Genomic DNA, 21,225 nt, shown 5'->3' on the forward strand with positions numbered 1-21,225 from the left:
ATCAGTCCATTCCAAACAGAATTCTACTTCACAATCTGGGACAACTCACCCGACTTGTAACGCTCGGCCATCTTGTCCATCGGGATGACCTTGATCTTGGCGGCCTGGCCTTCGCAGCCGAACGACAGGAAGCGCGCCTTGCAGACCAGGGTAGCGGCTTCGCGGGCTGGCTTCAAGAAGTCGCGCGGATCGAATTTGGACGGGTTCTCGTACATGTACTTGCGCACCGCGGCCGTCATCGCCAGGCGGATGTCGGTGTCGATGTTGATCTTGCGCACGCCGTGGCGGATGCCTTCCTGGATTTCCTCGACCGGCACGCCGTAGGTTTCCTTCATGTCGCCGCCGAATTCGCGGATGATCGCCAGCAGCTCTTGCGGCACCGACGAGGAACCGTGCATGACCAGATGGGTGTTCGGGATGCGCGCGTGGATTTCCTTGATGCGGTCGATCGCCAGGATGTCGCCGGTAGGCTGGCGCGAGAACTTGTAGGCGCCGTGCGAGGTACCGATGGCGATCGCCAGGGCGTCGCACTGGGTGCGGGCGACGAAGTCGGCCGCTTGCGCGACGTCGGTCAGCAATTGCTCGCGGGTCATCGCGCCGTCGGCGCCGTGGCCGTCTTCCTTGTCGCCCATCATGGTTTCCAGCGAACCGAGCACGCCCAGTTCGGCTTCCACGGTGACGCCGATGGCGTGCGAGAACTTGACCACTTCGCGCGACACTTCCACGTTGTAGTCGTACGAGGCGACGCTCTTGCCGTCCGCTTCCAGCGAGCCGTCCATCATCACCGAGGTGAAGCCGGAGCGGATCGCGCCCATGCACACCGCCGGCGACTGGCCGTGGTCCTGGTGCATGACGACCGGAATGTGCGGATACGCTTCGACGGCGGCGTCGATCAGGTGGCGCAGGAAGGCCTCGCCGGCGTATTTGCGGGCGCCGGCCGAAGCCTGCATGATGACCGGGCTGCCGACGGCGTCGGCGGCGGCCATGATGGCTTGCACTTGTTCAAGGTTGTTGACGTTGAAGGCGGGCAGGCCGTAGCCGTGTTCGGCGGCGTGGTCCAGCAGTTGACGCATCGATACGAGAGACATGGTAATACTCCAAACAATAGAAAAACCTGGGGGCGGCAAGCGCGGCCGGGACGGGCCGCCGCTTGCCGGCTGTTATTCATTCTTTATTCAAATTCGCCGACTTTGACGATCTTCAAGGCGTTGGTGCCGCCGACCTGGCCCATCGGTTCGCCCCAGGTGACGACTATCATGTCCCCTTTTTTGACGATGCCGTTGGCGACCATCAAATCCTCGGCTTGTTTCAGCACGGCGGCGGTGTCGTCCTTCTGCAGCAGATGGTAGGCGCGCACGTTGCGGTACAGGCTGGCCTTGCGCAGCGTGGCGATGCTCGGCGTGAGGGCGAAGATCGGCGTGTCGATGCTGTGGCGGCTCATCCACAGCGCGGTCGAGCCGGACTCGGTCAGGGCGACGATGGCCTTGACGCGCAGGTGGTGCGCCGTAAACAGCGCGCCGTAGGCGATCGACTGGTCGATGCGGGTGAAGCGCACGTTGAGGAAGTCGGCGTCGAGCTTGTTGTATTCGGATTGTTCGGCCTCGACGCAGATCGCCGCCATCATCTCGACGGTTTCGATCGGGTACTTGCCGGAGGCGGTCTCGGCCGAGGTCATCACGGCGTCGGTGCCGTCCAGCACCGCGTTGGCGACGTCGGACACCTCGGCGCGGGTCGGCACGGCGTTGACGATCATCGATTCCATCATCTGCGTGGCGGTGATGGCCAGCTTGTTGGAGGCGCGCGCCATCTTGATCATGCGCTTTTGCAGCGCCGGCACCGCCGCGTTGCCCACTTCCACGGCCAGGTCGCCGCGCGCCACCATGATGCCGTCGGAGGCGTCTAGGATTTCCTGCAACACCGGAATGGCTTCGGCGCGCTCGATCTTGGCGATCATCATCGGCTTGTGGTGGTATGGCTCGCCGGCGATATTGGCCAGCTGGCGCGCCATTTCCATGTCGGTGGCGCTTTTCGGGAACGAGATCGCCAGGTAGTCGGCCTGGAAGCTCATCGCCGTCTTGATGTCTTCCATGTCCTTGGCCGTCAGCGCCGGCGCGGTCAGGCCGCCGCCGTGGCGGTTGATGCCCTTGTTGTTGGACAACTCGCCGCCGACCTTGACGGTGGTCATGATTTCGCTGCCGACGATCTTGTCGACCACCAGCACGATCAAGCCGTCGTTGAGCAGCAGCACGTCGCCGTTGTGCAAGTCGCGCGGCAACGCCTTGTAGTCGAGGCCGACGCGCTCCTGGTTGCCCAGTTCGCCGTTCTCGCCCCATTTGGCGTCGAGGATGAACTTGTCGCCGTTTTCCAGCTGGATCTTGCCCTGCTCAAACTTGCCGACGCGGATCTTCGGACCCTGCATGTCGGCCATGATGGCCACTTCGCGGCCGCATTCGGCGGCGGCCTGGCGCACCAGCGCGGCGCGCTCGATATGGTCTTGCGCCTTGCCGTGCGAGAAGTTCAAGCGCACCACGTCGACGCCCGCCCGTATCATGCGGATCAGAATGCCCAGATCGGTGGATGCGGGGCCGATGGTTGCAACGATTTTGGTACCGCGGGACATAGGATTCCTTGTGCGTGGATTGCGACGACGGCCCCGGAGGGCAAGGTAAAAAAGCGCAGCGTCCAAGTGCACGTGCGCCGGTGTTGACAATATGTAAACCAGGGCCGCGAATCCGCGGCCAGGCCTTGCCGCCTTGGCGCCCGGGGTCCGACCCCGGCCCCGCGCCGCTGGTTTGCCGCCTTACTTGGCGGCGCGCTGCATCAGGATCTCGACCGCCGGCAAAGTCTTGCCTTCCAGGAATTCCAGGAAGGCGCCGCCGCCGGTAGAGATATAGCTAATTTTATCGGTAATAGCGTATTTTGCAATAGCGGCCAGCGTGTCGCCGCCGCCGGCGATCGAAAACGCCTTCGATTCGGCAATCGCCAGCGCCAGCGTCTTGGTGCCTTCGCCGAACTGGTCGAACTCGAACACGCCGACCGGGCCGTTCCAGACGATGGTGCCGGCGCCGGCGATTTGCGCCGCCAGCAGTTGCGCCGTCCGCGGGCCGATGTCGAGGATCATGTCGTCGTCGGCGACGTCGGCCACCGCCTTCACTGTCGCCACCGCCGTCGGCGAGAATTCCTTGGCGCACACCACGTCGCTAGGAATCGGCACCTGGGCGCCGCGCGCGGCCATCATCTCGATGATCGCCTTGGCTTCCTCGACCAGGTCGGCTTCGACCAGCGACTTGCCGACGTTCAAGCCAACCGCCTTCATGAAGGTGTTGGCGATGCCGCCGCCGACGATCAGGTGGTCGACCTTGTCGGCCAGCGCCTTCAGGATGGTCAGCTTACTCGACACTTTCGAGCCGGCCACAATGGCCAGCAGCGGGCGCGCCGGCGCGCCCAGCGCCTTGCCCAGCGCGTCCAGCTCGGCCGCCAGCAGCGGGCCGGCGCAGGCGACCGGCGCGAACTTGGCGATGCCATGGGTGCTGGCCTCGGCGCGGTGGGCGGTGCCGAAGGCGTCGTTGACATACACGTCGCACAACCTGGCCATTTTTTGCGCCAGTTCGTCGCTGTTCTTCTTCTCGCCCTTGTTGACGCGGACGTTTTCCAGCAGCACCACCTGGCCGGCGGCCAGCGCCTCCAGGCCGGCGCCGTCGATCCAGTCCCGCTTCAGCTCGACCGGCTGGCCCAGCAACTCGGCCAGGCGCGCGGCGACCGGCGCCAGGCTGTCGGCCGGCTTGAACTCGCCTTCGGTCGGACGGCCCAGGTGCGAAGTGACCATGACGGCGGCGCCGCCGGCCAGCGCGGCGCGGATCGCCGGCACCGAGGCGCGGATGCGCGTGTCCTCGGTGATGTTGCCCGCGTCATCTTGCGGCACGTTCAAGTCGGCGCGGATGAAAACGCGCTTGCCCTGCAGCGCATCTTGCGCGATCAAGTCTTGCAAACGGATGAAGTTGAGCACAGCGGTCATGGCGATCCAAATGATGGGTGGAAGGAAGTGCGCTATTTTACCGCAAGGGCGGCCCGGCCAAGCCGTTTATGACAAAACGTGCAACAAACGCAAGCCGGTGAAAACCACCATGCCGAATACAATCGTTTGCAACATATTCCGCCGCGCCAGGTAAAAAACAATGGCCGCGGCGCCGGCCAGCAGCTTCACGTTCGACACGTCGAGGTGCAGGCGGCCGCCCTCCAGCAGCAAGTCGGGGGCGATGATGGCGGCCAGCGCGCAACTGGGCGCGAAGCGCAGCATTTCGTTGACGCGCGGCGGTATCGTGATGTGGTGGCCGACCAGCCAGAACGAGCTGCGCGTGGCCGCCGTGGCCACGGCCAGCACCGCGATGGTGGCCCAGATTTCCCATTCAGCCATTATTTATCCTTCCGTTTTCCAGACAATTCTTCCACCGCCATCGCGCTGACCATGCCGGCCAGCACCCCGGCCAGCAGGCCCAGCTTGTATGGCAGCGCCGCCGTCAACACCGCCACGGCGCCGGCCACCAGCACGCCGCACAGCGCGGCGCGCCCGGCCACCATCGGCACCATGATGCAGATAATCGCCAGCGTGCCGGCAAAGCCCAGCCCCCATTCGGCGGGCACGGCGCTGCCGAGGAAAATGCCGGCGATCGAGCCGACTTGCCAGGTGGTCCAGTTAGGAATCACCAACCCTTTCAGGAACGACACTTTGCCGACCGCCGGCTTGTCGCTCGGATAGCGTTGCAGGAACAGCGGCACCGCCAGGTCGCCGGACACGTAACCGAGGAAGAAGCGCTGGCGCCACGGCAAATGGCCGAAATGCGGCGCCAGCAACGCCGAGAATATGACGAAGCGCAAATTGATCACCAGCGCCGTGGTGAAAATAACCCAGATGGGCGCGCCCGCGGCGATCAGGGGCAGCGAGGCCAGTTGCGCCGAGCCGGCGAACACCAGCAAGGTCATGGCCAGCGCCTGCGGCACGTTCAAGCCGCTCTTGACCATCGCCACGCCGACCACCAAGCCCCAAGCGGCGATGCCGAACAAGGTCGGCGCGCCCGTCCTCAGGCCGGCGCGCCAGGACGCCTCGTCGTGTTCCGCACCATAGGCCGCGGCGGCGCGGCGGGAAGGATCGCTCATGCGCGCCACCGCTGTGGTTTTCCCGCCACAGGGGCGGCGGCGGCGCTGGCGCGGCGCGGTGCGGACAAAGGCTGGGACGGGGTCATGTTGTCGCCGCGCGCGTTGTTTCGTCGGAAAAATACGCGGCCGGCCGGTGATTATTAAGGGGGTATTTTACCGATGAATTTTGTTGCTTGCCCGAATCCGTTAAAATCGTGGTTTTCAGCCCCCCCCATTCGCATCACGGAGAACAACAAGATGAGCAACCCCACCACGCCAGCCGTTGAACTCGACGGCAAGGACTTGCCGGCGCACTGCCCCAACCCGGCCATGCCGCTGTGGTCCTCGCATCCGCGCGTGTTTCTCGATTTCAACCACGACGGCGTCGCCAAGTGCCCGTACTGCGGCACCGCCTACCGTCTAAAAGCGGGCGCGACGCTCGGCCACCACTAAGCCAGCAAGCACCAAGCAATCCCCCCCCCTCGATGGGTGCCCGCCCGGCGCCCGTCGGGGCAACCTAGCAACCGTCGTGTCTTTGCCGGAGTGTTCATGAAACGTGACAAACAGTTAAATGGCAGTGCAGTCGAAGTGGAAACGGCTTTCTACGACGCCCTCAACCGCGCCGATATCGACTCCCTGATGGCGCTCTGGGCCGACGACGAGGAAATCGTCTGCATCCACGCGGGCGGCGCGCGGCTGATCGGCCACGCCGCCATCCGCGCCTCGTGGACCGGCATACTGGCCGCCGGCAACCTGCACTTCCGGCCGTCGCAATTGCACGAGACGCACAACCTGATGAGTTCGGTGCACACGGTCGTCGAGGACATCAGCGCCGGCGAGGGCGAACCGGCCCACCAGCTGACCACCAACGTCTACGTCAAGACCCCGCGCGGCTGGCGCATCGTGCTGCACCACGTCTCGGTGGCGCCCGGCGAAGCGCCGTTCGACGCCGACGCGCCCATCCTGCACTAGGCACACCCGGCCAAGATGCGCTACACCGCCCCGCTCTGGCTGCCCAACGGCCACCTGCAAACGATCTATCCGGCCGTCTGCGTCGGCACGCCGGCGCCGGCCTACCGGCGCGAGCGCTGGGACGCGCCCGACGGCGATTTCGTCGACGTCGACTTCGTCGACGGCCAGCCGGGCCACCCCTTCGTGCTGCTGTTCCACGGCCTGGAGGGCTCGTCCCACAGCCACTACGCGCGCGCCCTGATGGCCGAACTGGCCACCCGCGGCTGGTCCGGCGCGGTGCCGCACTTCCGCGGCTGTTCCGGCCACGGCAACCGGGCGCCGCGCTTCTACCATTCGGGCGACGCCGGCGAGATCGACTGGATCGTGCGCCGCCTGCGCCGGCGCGCCGCCGGGCGCTTCTACGCCACCGGCGTCTCGCTGGGCGGCAACGCGCTGCTGCGCTGGCTGGGCGAGTCGCAGCACGCCGCCGGGATCGTCGACGCCGCCTGCGCCGTGTCGGCCCCGCTCGACCTGGCGCAGGGCGGCAGGGCGCTGGCGCGCGGCGTCAACCGGATGTACACGCGCATGTTCCTGAACACGCTGAAACCGAAGTGCCTGGCCAAGCTCGACCAGTTCCCCGGCCTGTTCTGCCGCCAGGCCCTGCTGGCGGCGAACGACCTGCACGCCTTCGACACCGTCGTCACGGCGCCGCTGCACGGCTACCGCAGCGCCGACGACTACTGGGACCGCGCCAGCGCCAAGCACGTGCTCGACGACATCACCGTGCCGACGCTGGTGCTGAACGCCCAGAACGACCCGTTCCTGCCGGCGCGCTATCTGCCGCGGCACGCCTCGCGCCAGGTGCTGCTGGAATATCCGCGCCACGGCGGCCACGCCGGCTTCACCGCCGGCCGCCCGCCCGGCCACCTCGACTGGCTGCCCGGGCGCCTGCTGCACTTCCTCGAACACGGCGCCGCCAGCGGCGCGCGCGGCGACGCCGCGTTGTGCGACACTGCCGGCACCTAAACCCGCACACTGAGCACATCGACATGGACGAACTAGTCAAACAAGCCATCGCCAAATGGCCGGACGTTCCGCATTGCTATGGCTGGCTGGGCCTGGACGCGCGCGGCCGCTGGCGCATGCGCGACGAGCGCGCGCAGGCGCTCGGCCTGCCCGGCGAGGCCATCGTGCACGGCGCGCTGCTGGGCTTTATCGCGCGCAACTACGGACACGACGAGCGCGGCTGCTGGTTTTTCCAGAACGGCCCGCAGCGGGTCTACCTGCAACTCGAAGCGGCGCCCTACATCGCCCGTACCGACCCGGGGCTCGGCCTGGTGCTGCACACCGGCGCGCCGCTGGGCCCGCTGGACGAGGCGTTGCTGTGCCCGGGCGGCGAACTGGTCTTGCGCAGCGGCGACGTGGTGGCCCAGCTCGACGACCGCGACGCCGCCCAGACGCTGGCCGCGCTGGAGCTGGACGATGGCGGCGGCGTCGACGACGAGGCCTTGATGGCCTGGCTGGACGGCGGCGCCGGCAATCTGTACCTGCGCCACCAGGGGCGCGCGCTGGCGCTGCAGCGGCTCGCCCACGACGCCGTCGCGGCGCGCTTCGGCTTCGAACGTTCGCCCAGCCCGCCTTGAGGTGGCGCGATTTGCGTAGCTCGGTTTAAGCCATCGGGCGCAAGCCGGCAACGTTGGCCAGCGGCGGCGCGGCGCGCTTTTGCCAACAGGGTCGGACGCCGCTGCGCCAATCCGACCTATGCCGCGCCAACCCAACGTCGCCTACTTCTTGTCCTTCAATTGCTCGCGGCGGTATTCCTGCAGCTCGCGCTCGCGCGCGTCGATCACCGCCATTTCGTAAAAGCTGGCGTCGCTGGCCTTGCGGGCGATGCCGAGCTGGTCGAGCGCGGCCAGGCTGGCGCCGCTGAGCGCGTACGACTCGGCCAGCGCCATGTGCTGCAACGCCATCTTGCCCTGCGCCGCGTAAGTCTTGGCCAGCAAGTCGTGCAGGCCGGGTTCGTCGCGGTACAACTGCACCTGGTCGCGCAAGTAGCGCGCGGCCCGCTCCGGCTGGCCGGCGCCCAGCAGCGCCGCCGCGTATTGCCGGGCGATGCCGCGCGACAGCGGAAATTGCAGGCGCGCGGCCTCGGCCTCGCGCAGCGCCTGCTGCGCCACCGCCGCGCCCTGCTTCGGCGCCAGTCGGATCTCCAGCGCCATGCTGGTCAGGATCGCGTTCGGCCCGAGCGGCCGCGGCGCGGCGCTGAAGGCGCCGGCGGCGGGCGCCTTGGCGACGCTCGCGCCGAGCGCGGCGTCGAGCCGGCTTTGCGCCGCGGCCGTGTCGCCCCTCTTCAGCGCGATCAGGGCCAGCCCGTAGTGCGCGGCGGCCTGCTGGAAACGGCCCGGCTGCTCCAGCTGGATCTGGAAAAAGGCGGTCGCCTCAAGCAAGCCCTGGGTGCTCTCGTCTTGCAGCACGCGGGCGCGCGCGCGCACCAGCTGGAAGTCGAGGCTGTCGTTGCGCTGCCGGTACGGCTGCTCGCGGATGCGCGCCTGGATGTCGGCGATGCGCTCGGTGGTCAACGGATGGGTCAGCAAATAGGCGGGCGTCAGGTCGCTGTAGGAGCGGCTGGCCGATTGCATGCGGCCGAAGAAGGCCACCATGCCGGTGGTGTCGAAGCCGGCCTCGCCCATGATCTGGAAGCCGATCCGGTCGGCCTCGCGCTCGGCGTCGCGGCCGAAGTTGAGCTGGCGCTGGATCGCCAGGCCCTGGCCGGCGGCGAACACGCCGACGGCGGCGTCGCCGCCGGCGCGCGAGGCCAGCGCGGCCAGCACGATCGCCGCCAGCGGAATCAGCATGTCCTGGCGCTGCTGGCCCAGCATGCGCGCGATGTGGCGCTGCGCCACGTGGCCGATTTCATGCGACAGCACCGAGGCCAGTTCGGACTCGGTCTGGGCCGCCAACAGCAGCGCCGAATGCACCGCGATGTAGCCGCCGGGAAGCGCGAAGGCGTTCAACTGCCCGTCGCGCACCGCGAAGAAGAAGTAGTCGAAACTGCTTTCGCCGCGCACCTCGGGGCGCGCCGACACCAGCGCGCCGCCGAAGTTGTTCAGGTATTCGAGGATGGGCGCGTCGTCGAGGTAGTCGCGGTCGCCGCGAATGTCGCGCATGATCTCCTCGCCCAGCTTGCGTTCCATCGCCGGCGACAGGTCTTGCCGTTCGGTGTCGCCCAGCAAGGGTAAATTCGGCGCGGCGGCCGCGGCGGGGCGGGTCTGCGCCGCCGACAGCGGCGCGGCCAGCGCCAGCGAAGCCAGGGCGGCGGCGGCCAGCAGCGCCACGGCGCGCTTGAGCGGCGCCCGCGCGCCGCTCAAGCCGACCAGCGATTGGGGGGGGAGTTTTGCGTTCACGGTGCTATGATACCCTGTAACCGGCCTGGTTCCGCACGGCCTCGGCCGGTTGGAATACTTTGTTACCAGCCCGTGCAAGCCACCCGATACGACCGATCCATGACCAGCATAAACGACCGCGACGCCCTCCCCGCCACCGAAGCGCAACTGAGCCATTTCGACGGCGCCGGCCAGGCCCACATGGTCGACGTCGGCGCCAAGGCGGAAACCCGGCGCGTCGCCGTCGCCGCCGGCAGCATCCGCATGCAGCCGGCCACCTTCGCCCTCATCGTCGAGGGCAACGCCAAGAAGGGCGACGTGCTCGGCATCGCCCGCATCGCCGCCATCATGGGCGCCAAACGCACCAGCGACCTGGTGCCGCTGTGCCATCCGCTGGCGCTGACGCGCGTGGCGGTCGACTTCGACACCGACGCCGCGCGCCACCAGGTGCATTGTCGCGCCCAGGTGGAAACCTTCGGCAAGACCGGGGTCGAGATGGAGGCGCTGACGGCGGTGCAGATCGGCCTGCTGACAATCTACGACATGTGCAAGGCGGTCGACCGCGGCATGGTCATGGGCGACATCCGCGTGCTGGAAAAGCACGGCGGCAAAAGCGGCGACTGGCGCGCCGACATCGACAAGGAGTAATCGCGCGGCTGCGCCGGCGCGCGGCGATTGCGGTGGCGAGGGCGGTTTTCGTAGCTTACGGCCAATACTGTTGGTATAGTATCAAATACTTTCCGCAGTGCATGTCCAAAAGGCCTCACGAATGACAAGCAACAAGCCCCCAGGCGCGCCCAAGGTGCAGGCCTTCGAGTTCGACTCGATGAATCTGCAAGTCGGCGGCAGGATCCAGTTCATCACGCACCGCACCATCAAACCCATCCAGCATTTCTCGACGCTGATCGGCTACGTCAAAGACGAGTACCTGATCGTCAAGATTCCCAACGAGGCCGGCGCGCCGATCGCCCTCAACGACGGCGACAAGCTGACCATCCGCGTGTTTTCCGGCGTCACCGTGTGCTCGTTCGCCTGCACCGTGATGCGCATTTTCGCCCGCCCGCTGCATTATGTGCACCTGTCCTTCCCCGACACGATCCAGGGCACCAGCCTGCGCGCGGCGATGCGCGTGAAAGTCGACATTCCAGCCCAGCTGGCGTCGGCCGAGCACCCGTCGGTGTCGGTGTTCCTGGTCAATCTGAGCGTGTCGGGCGCGCTGATCGAGTCGCCCAGGAAATTGTCGCCGGACGAGCCCAGCGTGACGCTGTCGTTCACCCTGATCGCCCAGCCCGGCAACCACCAGGTGCGCGTGAAGACCGGCGCCACCATCCAGAACGTCAACGTCGTCAAGCCGGCCGCCGGCGCGCGCACCGAGGTGTTCACCTACGGCGTCCAATTCACCGACCTCGAACCGGTCCATTACACGATGCTGCAAAACCTGACCTACGAGGCGCTGATCGCCGACCGCCAGAAGATCGTGTAGCACGGGAAAAGCCGCCAAAAGGCGGCTTTTCCGGGCGGGCGAAGCCGGTTTTAGATGTTGTTTTTGGTAATCGCCGCGATCGCCGCTGGATTGTCCGCGGCCAGGATGTTGGTCGAGTTGGCCCAGGTCATGGCGCTGCCGCCGGCCGGAACGGTAGGGATCATCGTGATGGTCTTGCCGGACGTGCCCTTGCCGATATCGTTCAAGGTCAGCGTAATGACGCCGAGCAGCGTGACGGTTGCGCTTGCCACTTCCTTGGTCGCGGTAAACGCTGGCAGGGTGTTGCCGACGAACGCAGTGTTGCAGTTGGTCAGCTCGCCGCCGGCTTCCTGGGCGCACAAGGCAATCGCGGTTTTCATCGCGCCGGCCGCCGACATGGCGTTGGCCACTTTCGCCTTGACCGTGTAGTCGCTGTAGGCCGGAATCGCCACCGCCGCCAGGATGCCGATGATGGCCACGACAATCATCAATTCGATGAGGGTGAAGCCGGCTTGTGCTTGTTTCTTGATCATTTTCATCGATTTCATTTTAGCGCTCCTGGGTGGTGTATCGAAAAGTGGTGTCACACCGGGATAAGAGCAATTGGCGTGCCAGGCGCAAAACAGCCCGCCGCGGGCGCCAAGAATGAAATTTGCGCAATGTTACGCGGCGGCGGTTGACGATATTTGTCAATCGGCGCGCCATTTATTGTCAGTCGGCCATTCCGGCGCCGCCGCTTGACAATTTTTGTCAGGCCGCATCGGCCGCGCCGCGCGTGTCGGCGGCGCCAATAGCAACGGGGAGCCGAAGCTCCCCGTTGGGTACCACCTTGACTGCCTTGGCAACGCTGTGATTACAGCATGGCTTTCAGCAAACGCGCCATTTCGGACGGGTTCTTGGTCACGGTGATGCCGCATGCTTCCATGATTTCCAGTTTCGCTTGCGCGGTGTCGGCGCCGCCGGAGATCAGCGCGCCGGCGTGGCCCATGCGCTTGCCCGGAGGGGCGGTGACGCCGGCGATAAAGCCGACCACCGGTTTTTTCATGTTGTCTTTAATCCAATACGCGGCGTTGGCTTCGTCGGGGCCGCCGATTTCGCCGATCATGATGACGGCATCGGTGTCCGGATCGTCGTTGAACATGCGCATGATGTCGATGTGCTTCAAGCCGTTGATTGGGTCGCCGCCGATGCCCACTGCGCTCGACTGGCCCAGGCCCAGCGCGGTCAGCTGGCCGACCGCTTCGTACGTCAGCGTGCCCGAACGGGACACCACGCCGATGCGGCCTTGCTTGTGGATGTGACCCGGCATGATGCCGATCTTGATTTCGTCAGGCGTGATCAGGCCCGGGCAGTTCGGCCCCAGCAGCAGGGTTTTGCTGCCCGACTTGGCCATGCGGTCCTTCAGGGCCATCATGTCGCGCACGGGAATGCCTTCGGTGATGCAAATGGCCAGGTCCATTTCGGCTTCGACCGCTTCCCAGATCGCCGCGGCGGCGCCCGACGGCGGCACGTAGATCACCGACACGTTGGCGCCGGTTTCTTTTTTCGCTTCGCCGACGTTGGCGAAAATCGGGATGCCTTCGAAGTCTTCGCCAGCCTTTTTAGGGTTGACGCCGGCCACGAAAGCGGCTTTGCCGTTCGCGTAGTCGCGGCACATGCGGGTGTGGAACTGGCCGGTCTTGCCGGTGATCCCTTGGGTAACGACTTTGGTATCTTTATTGATCAGAATGGACATAGTGATTCCTTAATTAAGCGTGGCCGGCAGCGGCAGCCACAACGCTCTTGGCCGCGTCTTCCATGGTATCGGCAGCGATGATAGGCAAACCGGACTCGGCCAGCATTTTCTTGCCCAGATCTTCGTTGGTACCCTTCATGCGCACCACCAGCGGCACTTGCAGCGAAACCGCCTTGGATGCCGCGATCACGCCTTCGGCGATGACGTCGCAACGCATGATGCCGCCGAAAATGTTGACCAGGATGGCTTTCAGGCCCGGGTTCTTCAACATGATCTTGAACGCCTCGGTCACTTTTTCCGCCGTCGCTCCGCCGCCGACGTCGAGGAAGTTGGCCGGCTCGCCGCCGAACAGCTTGATGGTGTCCATGGTGGCCATGGCCAGGCCGGCGCCGTTGACCAGGCAACCGATGTTGCCGTCGAGCGAAATGTAGGCCAGGTCGAATTTCGACGCTTCCACTTCGGCCGCGTCTTCTTCGTCGAGGTCGCGGAAGGCGACGATTTCAGGCTGGCGATACAGCGCGTTGGCGTCGAAGTTGAACTTCGCGTCCAGGGCGATGACCTTGCCGGAGCCGGTCAGGATCAGCGGATTGATTTCGGCCAGCGAGGCGTCGGTTTCCCAGTACGCCTTGTACAGACCCTGCAATTGGGTGCGGCAATCGGCCAGCGAAGCGGCGGGCACGCCGATCTTGGTGGCGATGTCGTCGGCTTCGGCGTCGGTCAGGCCGACGGCCGGGTCGATGGCGATCTGGTGGATCAATTCGGGGTGGGACTCGGCGACTTCTTCGATGTCCATGCCGCCTTCGGAAGACGCCATCAGCACCACGCGCTGGCTGACGCGGTCGGTGACCAGCGAGACGTACAGTTCTTTCTGGATGTCGGCGCCTTCCTCGACCAGCAGGCGGCGTACCAGTTGGCCTTCGGGGCTGGTCTGGTGCGTGATCAGTTGCATGCCCATGATTTGGTCGGCGTATTCCTTGACCTGCTCCAGCGACTTGGCCACTTTCACGCCGCCGCCCTTGCCGCGGCCGCCCGCATGGATTTGCGCCTTGACTACCCACACCGGGCCACCCAGAGTTTCCGCCGCCTTGACTGCGTCTTCTACGGACATGCACGGGATACCGCGCGGAACCGTCACTCCGTATTTTCGGAGGATTTCTTTGCCTTGATACTCATGGATTTTCATGCTGGCTTCCCTTCTGATGCTGATGTGTAAAATGCGGTTGATACTGCGAAAAAAACAAGTGAAACAAGACGCTAAGCCGGCCCTGCCTTGACCGCCCAGCGCGGGTAGTACCGTGCCACGGCGCCGCCGTCGGTGCGCAGCGCGTGGCATTTATCGAGTTGAAACGGTTGCACCAGGGCGGTGGCGGCGTCGGCGTCGGCGCTGTCGTTGGGCGACCAGACGTCGTTGGCGAAGGCCTGGATCGCCGCCGTCGGCAGGATTTGCGCCAGTTCGGTCAAATGGGTACAGCCGGCGATGCCGGCGACGCGCTGTTTGAGTTCGTGGCGGAAGCTTTTCATCAGGTTCAGGCCGATCAGCGCGCGGTAGGCCGGGCCGATGGTGTCGCAGAACCCCGGATACGGCACGGCGTCGGAGGCCGCTTCGGCGGCGACGATGGTCATGTCGAGGTCGATGGTCAGGCGCAGGCGCAGGTCGTGCAGCGGCGCGCCGCCGGCACGCACACCGGAGGCCAGCGTAGTGTCGAAAGTCTTGATGTCGCTTATACGGGCGTCGAGATCCCACAAGCCGTCGTCGCGGGCATACGCTTGGACGTCTATTGCGCGAGTATGCCTCAACGCACGTCGGGAAACTGGGGGTGACAGGGGCATAAATACCGGCGCCGCAATCGCGGCAGTAATAGTTAGCAGCCATGTGCCTACGCACGTTGCCGTAGCTTCTACGGACAACTACCGCTCATGCGGCGCTGCAAAAACCACAAAAGTGTAGCACACCGCGCCACAAGTTGCGCTGCAACATGCGATTGCCGTCCTTGGATAGTAGAAAAATGCGCAACAAATACGCCGCGCGCCTAGTCGTCGCCGAACGCGTCCTCGTTGGGCGCGCCCTTGATGGCGGCGAACACCGCGCGCTGCGAAAAACCGCGCTGCATCAAGAAACGGATGTGTTTCGAGCGCTGCTCGGCGTCGGCCGCGACCGTGCCAAACTTGCGCCGCCACACTTCGCAGGCGCGCTCGGCCTCGCCGTCGGCCAGGCCGGCCTTGAGTTCCTGCAAGGCCTCGCCGCCGACGCCGTGGCTTTGCAGCTCGGCGACGATGCGGCTGTTGCCGTAGCGCGCGGAGCGGCGGTGGATCAACGCTTCGGAAAAGCGCTCCTGCGACAGCCAGTTGGCCGCCTCCAGCGCGTCGAGCAGGGCTTCGACGTCGTCGCCCTCCTCGGCGTGGCGCGCCAGCTTGCGGCCCAGCTCCAGGCGGCTGTGCTCGCGCATCGATAAAAAGCGCAGCGCGCGGCCCTTCAGGCTTAATTGTGGTCGGGGCATCGGCGTCTCCAGTGGCTGTGCGGGGGGGGGGGGCGGTGCAAACCAAGGGCGTCACCCCGGGGCCCAGCCTGTGGTTTTTTTGACTTTCACGGCGCGTCAGCGCACTGAAACCTACCCCGAAAACACAAAATCACCGGCCGCAGGGCGCGGCACGGTGATATTTACTATTTACTACTACCGCTTGACGCCTACTCGACGGCCTTCAACTTGGCGGCCGTCTCGGCCTTGTCGGCCTTCTCGGCTTTGTCGGCCTTCGCTTCCAGCACCGGCGGCAGTTCGCGCACGCCCAGCGAGGCGCGCACCTTGTTTTCGATTTCCCGCGCCAAGGCCGGACGCTCCTTCAGGAAGGTGCGGGCGTTGTCCTTGCCCTGGCCGATGCGTTCGCCGTTGTAGCTGTACCACGAACCGGACTTCTCGACGATCTTCGCATCCGACCCCAGATCGAGGATCTCGCCTTCGCGCGACGTGCCTTCGCCATACAGGATGTCGAAATGGGCTTCTTTGAACGGCGGCGCGATCTTGTTCTTGACGACTTTGACCTTGGTTTCGTTGCCGATGACTTCGTCGCCGGACTTGATCGAGCCGGTGCGGCGGATGTCCAGGCGCACCGAGGCGTAGAACTTCAGCGCGTTACCGCCGGTGGTGGTTTCCGGGCTACCGAACATGACGCCGATTTTCATGCGGATCTGGTTGATGAAGATCACCAGCGTGTTGGTGCGGTTGATCGAACCGGTCAACTTGCGCAGCGCCTGCGACATCAGCCGCGCCTGCAGGCCCGGCAGCGAGTCGCCCATGTCGCCCTCGATTTCGGCGCGCGGCGTGAGCGCGGCCACCGAGTCGATGACGACCAGGTCGACGCTGCCCGAACGCACCAGCGCGTCGCAAATTTCCAATGCCTGCTCGCCGGTGTCCGGCTGCGAGATCAACAACTCGTGCAGGTTGACGCCGAGTTTTTGCGCGTAGCCGACGTCGAGCGCGTGCTCGGCGTCGATAAAGGCGCAGGTGCCGCCCAACTTTTGCATTTCAGCAATGGTTTGCAGCGTCAGCGTGGTCTTGCCCGACGATTCAGGGCCGTAGATTTCCACCACGCGCCCGCGCGGCAAGCCGCCTACGCCCAGCGCGATGTCCAGGCCGAGCGAGCCGGTCGAGACGACCTGCACTTCTTCGATCGGCGCGCTGGCGTCCATGCGCATGACCGAACCCTTGCCGAACTGCTTTTCAATCTGCGCCAACGCGGCGGCAAGCGCCTTGGCCTTTTCCGCCGGCGGTATTACAGCTTTTCTATCGTCCATTATGTTCTTTCAGCCTGAACTAGCGCGTGGGTTAAATTCGTCACAAGCGATACTGTATAAAAAAACAGTGGTTATTGCAAGCGCCACGTGAATTTGTTTGAAACCGGTCAACCAGTGCGGTCGTTTCGCGCCGTTTGGCGCAAACGCTCGCCACCCCGCCCAAAATGCCACACAATACAGACTTTCGACGCCGGATGTCGCCCAATGCGTATTTTACTTGCTGAAGATGATAGCGTGCTGGCCGACGGGCTGACGCGCTCGCTGCGCCAGTCCGGCTACGCCATCGATTGCGTCAAAAACGGCCAGGAGGCCGACACCGCCCTGTCGACCCAGGAATTCGACCTGTTGATCCTCGACCTCGGCCTGCCCAAGCTGTCCGGCCTGGAGGTGCTGCGGCGCCTGCGCGGGCGCGGCGCGGCGCTGCCGGTGCTGATACTCACGGCGGCCGACTCGATCGAGCAGCGCGTCAACGGCCTCGACCTGGGCGCCGACGACTACATGGCCAAGCCCTTCGCCCTCTCCGAGCTGGAGGCGCGGGTGCGCGCGCTGACGCGCCGCGGCGGCGGCGGCGCCACCGTCATCAAGCACGGCCCGCTCAGCTACGACCAGGTCGGGCGCAGCGCCTACATCCACGAGCAGATGCTGGACCTGTCGGCGCGCGAACTGGGCTTGCTGGAAATTTTGCTGGGCCGTACCGGCCGCCTGGTGTCGAAGGAACAACTGGTCGACCACCTGTGCGAATGGGGCGAAGAGGTCAGCAACAACGCCATCGAAGTGTATGTGCACCGCCTGCGCAAGAAGATCGAGGTCGGCGGCGTGCGCATCGTCACCGTGCGCGGCCTCGGCTATTGCCTGGAAAAATTCAGCGACCCGGCCGGCAAGACCGACGCCCGGTGAGCCAGCGCGACGCCGAGCCGGCCGACGACGACGCCGACGCCGCCTGGGCCGAGCCGTTCGCCGCCGAACGCGACGACGGCGTCCAGCATTCGCTGTTCGGCGAGATCCTCGACTGGATGCTGGCGCCGCTGCTGCTGCTGTGGCCGATGAGCATCGCCATCACCTACCTGGTCGCCAAGGCCATCGCCAACCAGCCGTTCGACCACGCGCTCGAAGACAGCGTCACCGTGCTGGCGCAGCAGGTGCGCGAGGTCGACGGCAAGCTGGTCAAGCGCCTGCCCGGCTCGGCGCGCGACATGCTGCGCGCCGACGACGTCGACAGCGTCTACTTCCTGATCCTGGGCCGGCGCGGCGAATACGTCGACGGCGACCGCGACCTGGCGCCGCCGCTCGACGAGGACCGCTTCCGCAGCGGCCGGGTGCTGTTTCGCAACGACAGCATGCACGGCACGCCGATCCGCGTCGCCTTCACCTACCTCGACCTGGCCGACGCCGGCGCCGACGAGCCGCGGCGCGCCCTGGTGCAGGTCGCCGAAACCCTCGACAAGCGCGCCCACCTGGCCAACGAGATCATCAAGGGCGTCATTTTGCCGCAGTTCATCATCCTGCCGATCGTGCTGGCGCTGGTCTGGTTCGCGCTGGCGCGCGGCCTGTCGCCGTTGGCGCAGTTGCAGGAGCGCATACGCGCGCGCGCCCCGGACGACCTCAGCCCGATCGAGCCGGGCCAGGTGCCGGAGGAGATTTCGCCGCTGGTGGGCTCGCTCAACGACATGCTGGCGCGCCTGTCGCTGTCGATCGAGATGCAAAAGCGCTTCATCGCCGACGCCGCGCACCAGATGAAGACGCCGCTGGCGGGCATGCGCATGCAGTCCGAGCTGGCGCTGCGCCAAACCGACCAGCGGGAAATCCACCGCTCGCTGCAGCAGTTGGCGAAAAGCTCGGAGGCGGCCACGCGCCTGGTCAACCAGTTGCTGGCGCTGGCGCGCGCCGAGAACCAGCCGCAGGCCGGCGCGCCGTTTGAGCGGGTCGAACTGAACGCGCTGGCGCGCGACGCCGTGCGCGACTGGGTGCCGGCCTCGTTCAAGCTGCGCATCGACCTCGGCTTCGAGGAAGCGGACGGCCCGGCCGGCATCGCCGGCAACGCCATCATGCTGCGCGAGCTGCTCTCCAACCTGATCGACAACGCGCTGCGCTACACGCCGGCCGGCGGCAGCGTCACCGTGCGCGTGCGCCGCGACGGCGCCGCCGGCCGGGCGCTGCTGGAGGTCGAGGACACCGGCCCGGGCATCGCCGCGGCCGAGCGCGGGCGCGTCTTCGAGCGCTTTTACCGCATCCTCGGCAGCAACGCCGACGGCAGCGGCCTGGGCCTGGCGATCGTGCGCGAAATCGCCCAGCAGCACGGCGCCGACGTCGAGGTCCTTTCCAACCCGCGCGGCCGGCCGCCGACATGGCCGGGCTGCCTGTTCCGCCTGGGCTTCGCGCCGCAGGGCGAGGACGCGCCCGCCGACACCGAGAGCAAGCATGGATAACACCCCTGAGGCCGGCCCCGCCCTGGCGGCGCGCCGCGCCGCGCACTGGCGCCAGACCCGCCGCCTGACGGCGCTGCTGCTGGCGCTGTGGTTCGCCACCGGCTTTGGCAGCGTATTCTTCGCCCGCGAGCTGTACCAGTACAGCGTGTTCGGCTGGCCGCTGTCGTTCTACATGGCGGCGCAGGGCTCGTCGCTGGTCTACCTGGCCATCGTCGTCGCCTACGCCTGGCGCATGCGGCGGCTCGACCGCGCCGCCGGGGCGCCGCCGTGAGCGCCGCGGCGCGCTTTTTGCGCCGCCTGCGGCGCTACTACCTGCTCTTTAGCGGCGGCTTCGCGGCCTTCCTGCTGTCGCTGGCGGTGCTTGAGCAAGAGGGCATGCCGCGCATTTGGATCGGCTACCTGTTCATGTTGGCCACCATCGTGCTGTACGCCAGCATCGGCGTGCTCAGCCGCACCTCCAACGTCGCCGAATACTACGTCGCCGGGCGGCGCGTGCCGGCCATGTTCAACGGCATGGCGACGGCGGCCGACTGGATCTCGGCGGCCAGCTTCATCAGCCTGGCCGGCGGCCTGTACCTGCACGGCTTCGACGGCCTGGCCTACATCATGGGCTGGACCGGCGGCTACTGCCTGGTGGCGCTGCTGATCGCGCCCTACCTGCGCAAGTTCGCCCAGTACACCATCCCCGACTTCCTGGCGGCGCGCTACGGCGGCGGCGCCGGCGGGCGCGGCGGCCCGGTGCGCATGATGGCGGTGGCCGCCACCATCGTCGTCTCCTTCATCTACGTGGTGGCGCAGATCTACGCGGTCGGCCTGATCGCCTCGCGCTTCACCGGCGTCGACTTCTCGGTCGGCATCTTCCTCGGCCTGGCCAGCATCCTGGTCTGCTCCTTCCTCGGCGGCATGCGGGCGATCACCTGGACCCAGGTGGCGCAGTACATCATCATCCTGGTGGCCTTCCTGATCCCGGCGATGTGGCTGGCGGTCAAGCACGCCGACAACCCGCTGCCGCAACTGGCTTACGGCAAGGTGCTGCCGCTGCTGGGCGCGCGCGAGCGGGCCATCGACGCCGACCCGCGCGAGCTGCAGGTGCGCGCCGTCTTCCTGCGGCGCGCCGCCGGCTTCGACGCCAGGCTGCTGGCGCTGCCGGTGTCGTGGGAGCAGGGCCGCCTGGCGGCGCAGCGCCAGCTGGACGCCGCGCGCGCCCGCAACGCCAGCCTGAGCGATATCCGCGGCGCCGAGCGGGCGCTCATCGCCTACCCGAAAAACCCCGACGAGGCGCGCCTGGAATGGCGCGCCGCGCGCGCGCTGAACCTGGCGCGGGCGCAGCCGCCGGTGCCGCACGCGCTGCCGTTCCCGGCGCCGGACCGGGCCGCCTCCGACGTCAAGCGCAACAACTTCCTGGCACTGGTGTTTTGCCTGATGCTGGGCACGGCGGCGCTGCCGCACATCCTGATGCGCTCCTACACCACGGCGTCGGTGCACGAAACCCGCGTCTCGGTCGGCTGGGCGCTGTTTTTCATCCTGCTGATCTACCTGACGCTGCCGGCGCTGGCGGTGCTGGTCAAGTACGACATCTACACGGCGCTGGTGGGCAGCGACTACGCCCACCTGCCGACCTGGGTGGCGTACTGGGCCAACGTCGACAAGCTGGCGCCCTTGATGAGCATTGTCGACACCAACCGCGACGGCGTGGTGCAACTGGCCGAGATCGCCATCGACGCCGACGTGCTGGTGCTGGCCACGCCGGAAATCGCCGGCCTGCCCTACGTCATCTCCGGCCTGGTCGCCGCCGGCGGCCTGGCGGCGGCGCTGTCGACCGCCGACGGCCTGCTACTGGCCATTTCCAACGCGCTATCGCACGACGTCTACTACAAGGTGGTCGACCCGGCCGCGTCGACGCAGAAGCGGGTGACCATTTCCAAGCTGCTGCTGCTGGCGGTGGCCTTCATCGCCGCCTACACCGCCTCGCAAAAGCCGGCCGACATCCTGTCGCTGGTGGGCGCCGCCTTCTCGCTGGCGGGTTCGACGCTGTTCCCGGCGCTGGCGCTGGGCGTGTTCTGGCGCCGCGCCAACCACCAGGGCGCCATCGCCGGCATGCTGGCCGGCTTCGGCGTGTGCCTGTACTACATGCTGCACACCAACCCGATGCTCGGCGGCAGCGCGGCCGGCCAGTGGTTCCACATCGCGCCGATTTCGGCCGGCATCTTCGGCGTGCCGGCCGGCTTGGCGGCGACGGCGCTGGTGAGCTGGCTGACGCCGCCGCCGGGGCGCCGCAGCGCCGCCCTGGTCGAGCATATCCGCGCCCCCGAATAGTGGATTTACAGCAACAACCATGCTAGTGT

Annotated in this window: 22 protein-coding genes; 10 read left to right on the top strand and 12 right to left on the bottom strand. The window is 66.4% G+C overall.

Features of this window, described 5'->3' with window-relative positions; translation table 11 throughout:
• Positions 1–23 precede the first annotated feature (23 nt).
• The 5 genes from fba to JANGC3_RS0125615 form a co-directional block, all read right to left on the bottom strand.
• Positions 24–1,088, bottom strand: a complete 1,065-nt coding sequence (fba, locus tag JANGC3_RS0125595; protein ID WP_026133521.1) for a class II fructose-bisphosphate aldolase — start codon at positions 1,086–1,088, stop codon at positions 24–26.
• An 83-nt stretch (positions 1,089–1,171) separates the two neighbouring features.
• Complete coding sequence (pyk, locus tag JANGC3_RS0125600) at positions 1,172–2,620, bottom strand: pyruvate kinase (RefSeq protein ID WP_017879346.1); 1,449 nt, start codon at positions 2,618–2,620, stop codon at positions 1,172–1,174.
• Positions 2,621–2,800: 180 nt separating this feature from the next.
• Positions 2,801–4,015, bottom strand: coding sequence for a phosphoglycerate kinase (locus JANGC3_RS0125605; protein ID WP_017879347.1), 1,215 nt, complete (start codon positions 4,013–4,015; stop codon positions 2,801–2,803).
• A gap of 66 nt (positions 4,016–4,081) precedes the next feature.
• Positions 4,082–4,414 (bottom strand): AzlD domain-containing protein, encoded by a 333-nt coding sequence (locus tag JANGC3_RS0125610; protein WP_017879348.1) that lies wholly within the window; start codon positions 4,412–4,414, stop codon positions 4,082–4,084.
• Positions 4,414–5,154 carry an AzlC family ABC transporter permease gene (locus tag JANGC3_RS0125615; RefSeq protein ID WP_017879349.1) on the bottom strand — a complete coding sequence of 247 codons (741 nt, stop codon included), beginning with the start codon at positions 5,152–5,154 and terminating at the stop codon, positions 4,414–4,416. Before JANGC3_RS0125615 ends, JANGC3_RS0125610 begins: the two co-directional genes overlap by 1 nt.
• Before the next feature lie 237 nt (positions 5,155–5,391).
• Between JANGC3_RS0125615 and JANGC3_RS0125620 the strand changes: the two genes are divergently transcribed.
• The 4 genes from JANGC3_RS0125620 to JANGC3_RS0125635 all read left to right on the top strand — a co-directional run bounded on the left by JANGC3_RS0125620 (position 5,392) and on the right by JANGC3_RS0125635 (position 7,727).
• Positions 5,392–5,586, top strand: coding sequence for a zinc-finger domain-containing protein (locus JANGC3_RS0125620; RefSeq protein WP_017879350.1), 195 nt, complete (start codon positions 5,392–5,394; stop codon positions 5,584–5,586).
• Positions 5,587–5,682: 96 nt separating this feature from the next.
• Positions 5,683–6,105, top strand: a complete 423-nt coding sequence (locus JANGC3_RS0125625; protein WP_026133523.1) for a YybH family protein — start codon at positions 5,683–5,685, stop codon at positions 6,103–6,105.
• 15 nt (positions 6,106–6,120) lie between these two features.
• Entirely contained in the window at positions 6,121–7,110 is a 990-nt protein-coding gene (locus tag JANGC3_RS0125630; protein WP_017879352.1) for a YheT family hydrolase, read from the top strand.
• Positions 7,111–7,133: 23 nt separating this feature from the next.
• Positions 7,134–7,727, top strand: coding sequence for a DUF2946 family protein (locus JANGC3_RS0125635; protein ID WP_017879353.1), 594 nt, complete (start codon positions 7,134–7,136; stop codon positions 7,725–7,727).
• 141 nt (positions 7,728–7,868) lie between these two features.
• On the opposite strand, the gene JANGC3_RS0125640 is transcribed toward JANGC3_RS0125635, so the two are convergent.
• Complete coding sequence (locus JANGC3_RS0125640) at positions 7,869–9,452, bottom strand: M48 family metalloprotease (protein WP_017879354.1); 1,584 nt, start codon at positions 9,450–9,452, stop codon at positions 7,869–7,871.
• A 135-nt stretch (positions 9,453–9,587) separates the two neighbouring features.
• Here JANGC3_RS0125640 and moaC point away from each other — a divergent pair, with 135 nt between their 5' ends.
• Positions 9,588–10,115, top strand: a complete 528-nt coding sequence (moaC, locus tag JANGC3_RS0125645) for a cyclic pyranopterin monophosphate synthase MoaC (protein WP_017879355.1) — start codon at positions 9,588–9,590, stop codon at positions 10,113–10,115.
• A gap of 121 nt (positions 10,116–10,236) precedes the next feature.
• Complete coding sequence (locus JANGC3_RS0125650; protein WP_017879356.1) at positions 10,237–10,950, top strand: flagellar brake protein; 714 nt, start codon at positions 10,237–10,239, stop codon at positions 10,948–10,950.
• Positions 10,951–11,000: 50 nt separating this feature from the next.
• Here JANGC3_RS0125650 and JANGC3_RS0125655 read toward each other — a convergent pair whose 3' ends face one another.
• The 6 genes from JANGC3_RS0125655 to recA all read right to left on the bottom strand — a co-directional run bounded on the left by JANGC3_RS0125655 (position 11,001) and on the right by recA (position 16,454).
• Complete coding sequence (locus JANGC3_RS0125655) at positions 11,001–11,477, bottom strand: pilin (protein WP_017879357.1); 477 nt, start codon at positions 11,475–11,477, stop codon at positions 11,001–11,003.
• Between the two features lie 305 nt (positions 11,478–11,782).
• A complete protein-coding gene (gene sucD, locus JANGC3_RS0125660) occupies positions 11,783–12,664 on the bottom strand; it encodes a succinate--CoA ligase subunit alpha (protein WP_017879358.1) in 882 nt (293 codons plus the stop codon).
• A gap of 13 nt (positions 12,665–12,677) precedes the next feature.
• Positions 12,678–13,847, bottom strand: a complete 1,170-nt coding sequence (gene sucC, locus JANGC3_RS0125665) for an ADP-forming succinate--CoA ligase subunit beta (protein ID WP_026133527.1) — start codon at positions 13,845–13,847, stop codon at positions 12,678–12,680.
• A gap of 71 nt (positions 13,848–13,918) precedes the next feature.
• Entirely contained in the window at positions 13,919–14,494 is a 576-nt protein-coding gene (locus tag JANGC3_RS0125670; protein WP_026133528.1) for a DUF2889 domain-containing protein, read from the bottom strand.
• Between the two features lie 200 nt (positions 14,495–14,694).
• Complete coding sequence (recX, locus tag JANGC3_RS0125675) at positions 14,695–15,162, bottom strand: recombination regulator RecX (RefSeq protein WP_026133529.1); 468 nt, start codon at positions 15,160–15,162, stop codon at positions 14,695–14,697.
• 188 nt (positions 15,163–15,350) lie between these two features.
• The gene (gene recA, locus JANGC3_RS0125680) at positions 15,351–16,454 is read right to left on the bottom strand and encodes a recombinase RecA (protein ID WP_017879362.1); all 1,104 of its coding nucleotides are present in this window, start codon (positions 16,452–16,454) and stop codon (positions 15,351–15,353) included.
• Between the two features lie 204 nt (positions 16,455–16,658).
• Between recA and JANGC3_RS0125685 the strand changes: the two genes are divergently transcribed.
• The 4 genes from JANGC3_RS0125685 to JANGC3_RS0125700 are packed head-to-tail and all read left to right on the top strand — an operon-like array spanning position 16,659 to position 21,196.
• Positions 16,659–17,351 carry a response regulator gene (locus tag JANGC3_RS0125685; RefSeq protein ID WP_026133530.1) on the top strand — a complete coding sequence of 231 codons (693 nt, stop codon included), beginning with the start codon at positions 16,659–16,661 and terminating at the stop codon, positions 17,349–17,351.
• On the top strand, positions 17,348–18,880 hold the full coding sequence (locus JANGC3_RS0125690; protein WP_017879364.1) for a sensor histidine kinase N-terminal domain-containing protein: 1,533 nt from the start codon (positions 17,348–17,350) through the stop codon (positions 18,878–18,880). The genes JANGC3_RS0125685 and JANGC3_RS0125690 overlap by 4 nt, the downstream gene beginning before the upstream one ends.
• Positions 18,873–19,151, top strand: coding sequence for a DUF4212 domain-containing protein (locus tag JANGC3_RS0125695; protein WP_017879365.1), 279 nt, complete (start codon positions 18,873–18,875; stop codon positions 19,149–19,151). The genes JANGC3_RS0125690 and JANGC3_RS0125695 overlap by 8 nt, the downstream gene beginning before the upstream one ends.
• Positions 19,148–21,196 (top strand): sodium:solute symporter family protein, encoded by a 2,049-nt coding sequence (locus tag JANGC3_RS0125700; protein ID WP_017879366.1) that lies wholly within the window; start codon positions 19,148–19,150, stop codon positions 21,194–21,196. Before JANGC3_RS0125695 ends, JANGC3_RS0125700 begins: the two co-directional genes overlap by 4 nt.
• Positions 21,197–21,225: the final 29 nt, after the last annotated feature.

The organism is Janthinobacterium sp. CG3, assembly GCF_000344615.1.
Classification (GTDB): Bacteria; Pseudomonadota; Gammaproteobacteria; order Burkholderiales; family Burkholderiaceae_D; genus Janthinobacterium.

What these genes read in the sequence shown, in the direction of transcription:
- fba (WP_026133521.1), bottom strand. Translation starts at nt 1,088, where the DNA reads ATGTCTCTCGTATCGATGCGTCAACTGCTGGACCACGCCGCCGAACAC.
- pyk (WP_017879346.1), bottom strand. Translation starts at nt 2,620, where the DNA reads ATGTCCCGCGGTACCAAAATCGTTGCAACCATCGGCCCCGCATCCACC.
- JANGC3_RS0125605 (WP_017879347.1), bottom strand. Translation starts at nt 4,015, where the DNA reads ATGACCGCTGTGCTCAACTTCATCCGTTTGCAAGACTTGATCGCGCAA.
- JANGC3_RS0125610 (WP_017879348.1), bottom strand. Translation starts at nt 4,414, where the DNA reads ATGGCTGAATGGGAAATCTGGGCCACCATCGCGGTGCTGGCCGTGGCC.
- JANGC3_RS0125615 (WP_017879349.1), bottom strand. Translation starts at nt 5,154, where the DNA reads ATGAGCGATCCTTCCCGCCGCGCCGCCGCGGCCTATGGTGCGGAACAC.
- JANGC3_RS0125620 (WP_017879350.1), top strand. Translation starts at nt 5,392, where the DNA reads ATGAGCAACCCCACCACGCCAGCCGTTGAACTCGACGGCAAGGACTTG.
- JANGC3_RS0125625 (WP_026133523.1), top strand. Translation starts at nt 5,683, where the DNA reads ATGAAACGTGACAAACAGTTAAATGGCAGTGCAGTCGAAGTGGAAACG.
- JANGC3_RS0125630 (WP_017879352.1), top strand. Translation starts at nt 6,121, where the DNA reads ATGCGCTACACCGCCCCGCTCTGGCTGCCCAACGGCCACCTGCAAACG.
- JANGC3_RS0125635 (WP_017879353.1), top strand. Translation starts at nt 7,134, where the DNA reads ATGGACGAACTAGTCAAACAAGCCATCGCCAAATGGCCGGACGTTCCG.
- moaC (WP_017879355.1), top strand. Translation starts at nt 9,588, where the DNA reads ATGACCAGCATAAACGACCGCGACGCCCTCCCCGCCACCGAAGCGCAA.
- JANGC3_RS0125650 (WP_017879356.1), top strand. Translation starts at nt 10,237, where the DNA reads ATGACAAGCAACAAGCCCCCAGGCGCGCCCAAGGTGCAGGCCTTCGAG.
- JANGC3_RS0125655 (WP_017879357.1), bottom strand. Translation starts at nt 11,477, where the DNA reads ATGAAATCGATGAAAATGATCAAGAAACAAGCACAAGCCGGCTTCACC.
- sucD (WP_017879358.1), bottom strand. Translation starts at nt 12,664, where the DNA reads ATGTCCATTCTGATCAATAAAGATACCAAAGTCGTTACCCAAGGGATC.
- sucC (WP_026133527.1), bottom strand. Translation starts at nt 13,847, where the DNA reads ATGAAAATCCATGAGTATCAAGGCAAAGAAATCCTCCGAAAATACGGA.
- JANGC3_RS0125670 (WP_026133528.1), bottom strand. Translation starts at nt 14,494, where the DNA reads ATGCCCCTGTCACCCCCAGTTTCCCGACGTGCGTTGAGGCATACTCGC.
- recX (WP_026133529.1), bottom strand. Translation starts at nt 15,162, where the DNA reads ATGCCCCGACCACAATTAAGCCTGAAGGGCCGCGCGCTGCGCTTTTTA.
- recA (WP_017879362.1), bottom strand. Translation starts at nt 16,454, where the DNA reads ATGGACGATAGAAAAGCTGTAATACCGCCGGCGGAAAAGGCCAAGGCG.
- JANGC3_RS0125685 (WP_026133530.1), top strand. Translation starts at nt 16,659, where the DNA reads ATGCGTATTTTACTTGCTGAAGATGATAGCGTGCTGGCCGACGGGCTG.
- JANGC3_RS0125695 (WP_017879365.1), top strand. Translation starts at nt 18,873, where the DNA reads ATGGATAACACCCCTGAGGCCGGCCCCGCCCTGGCGGCGCGCCGCGCC.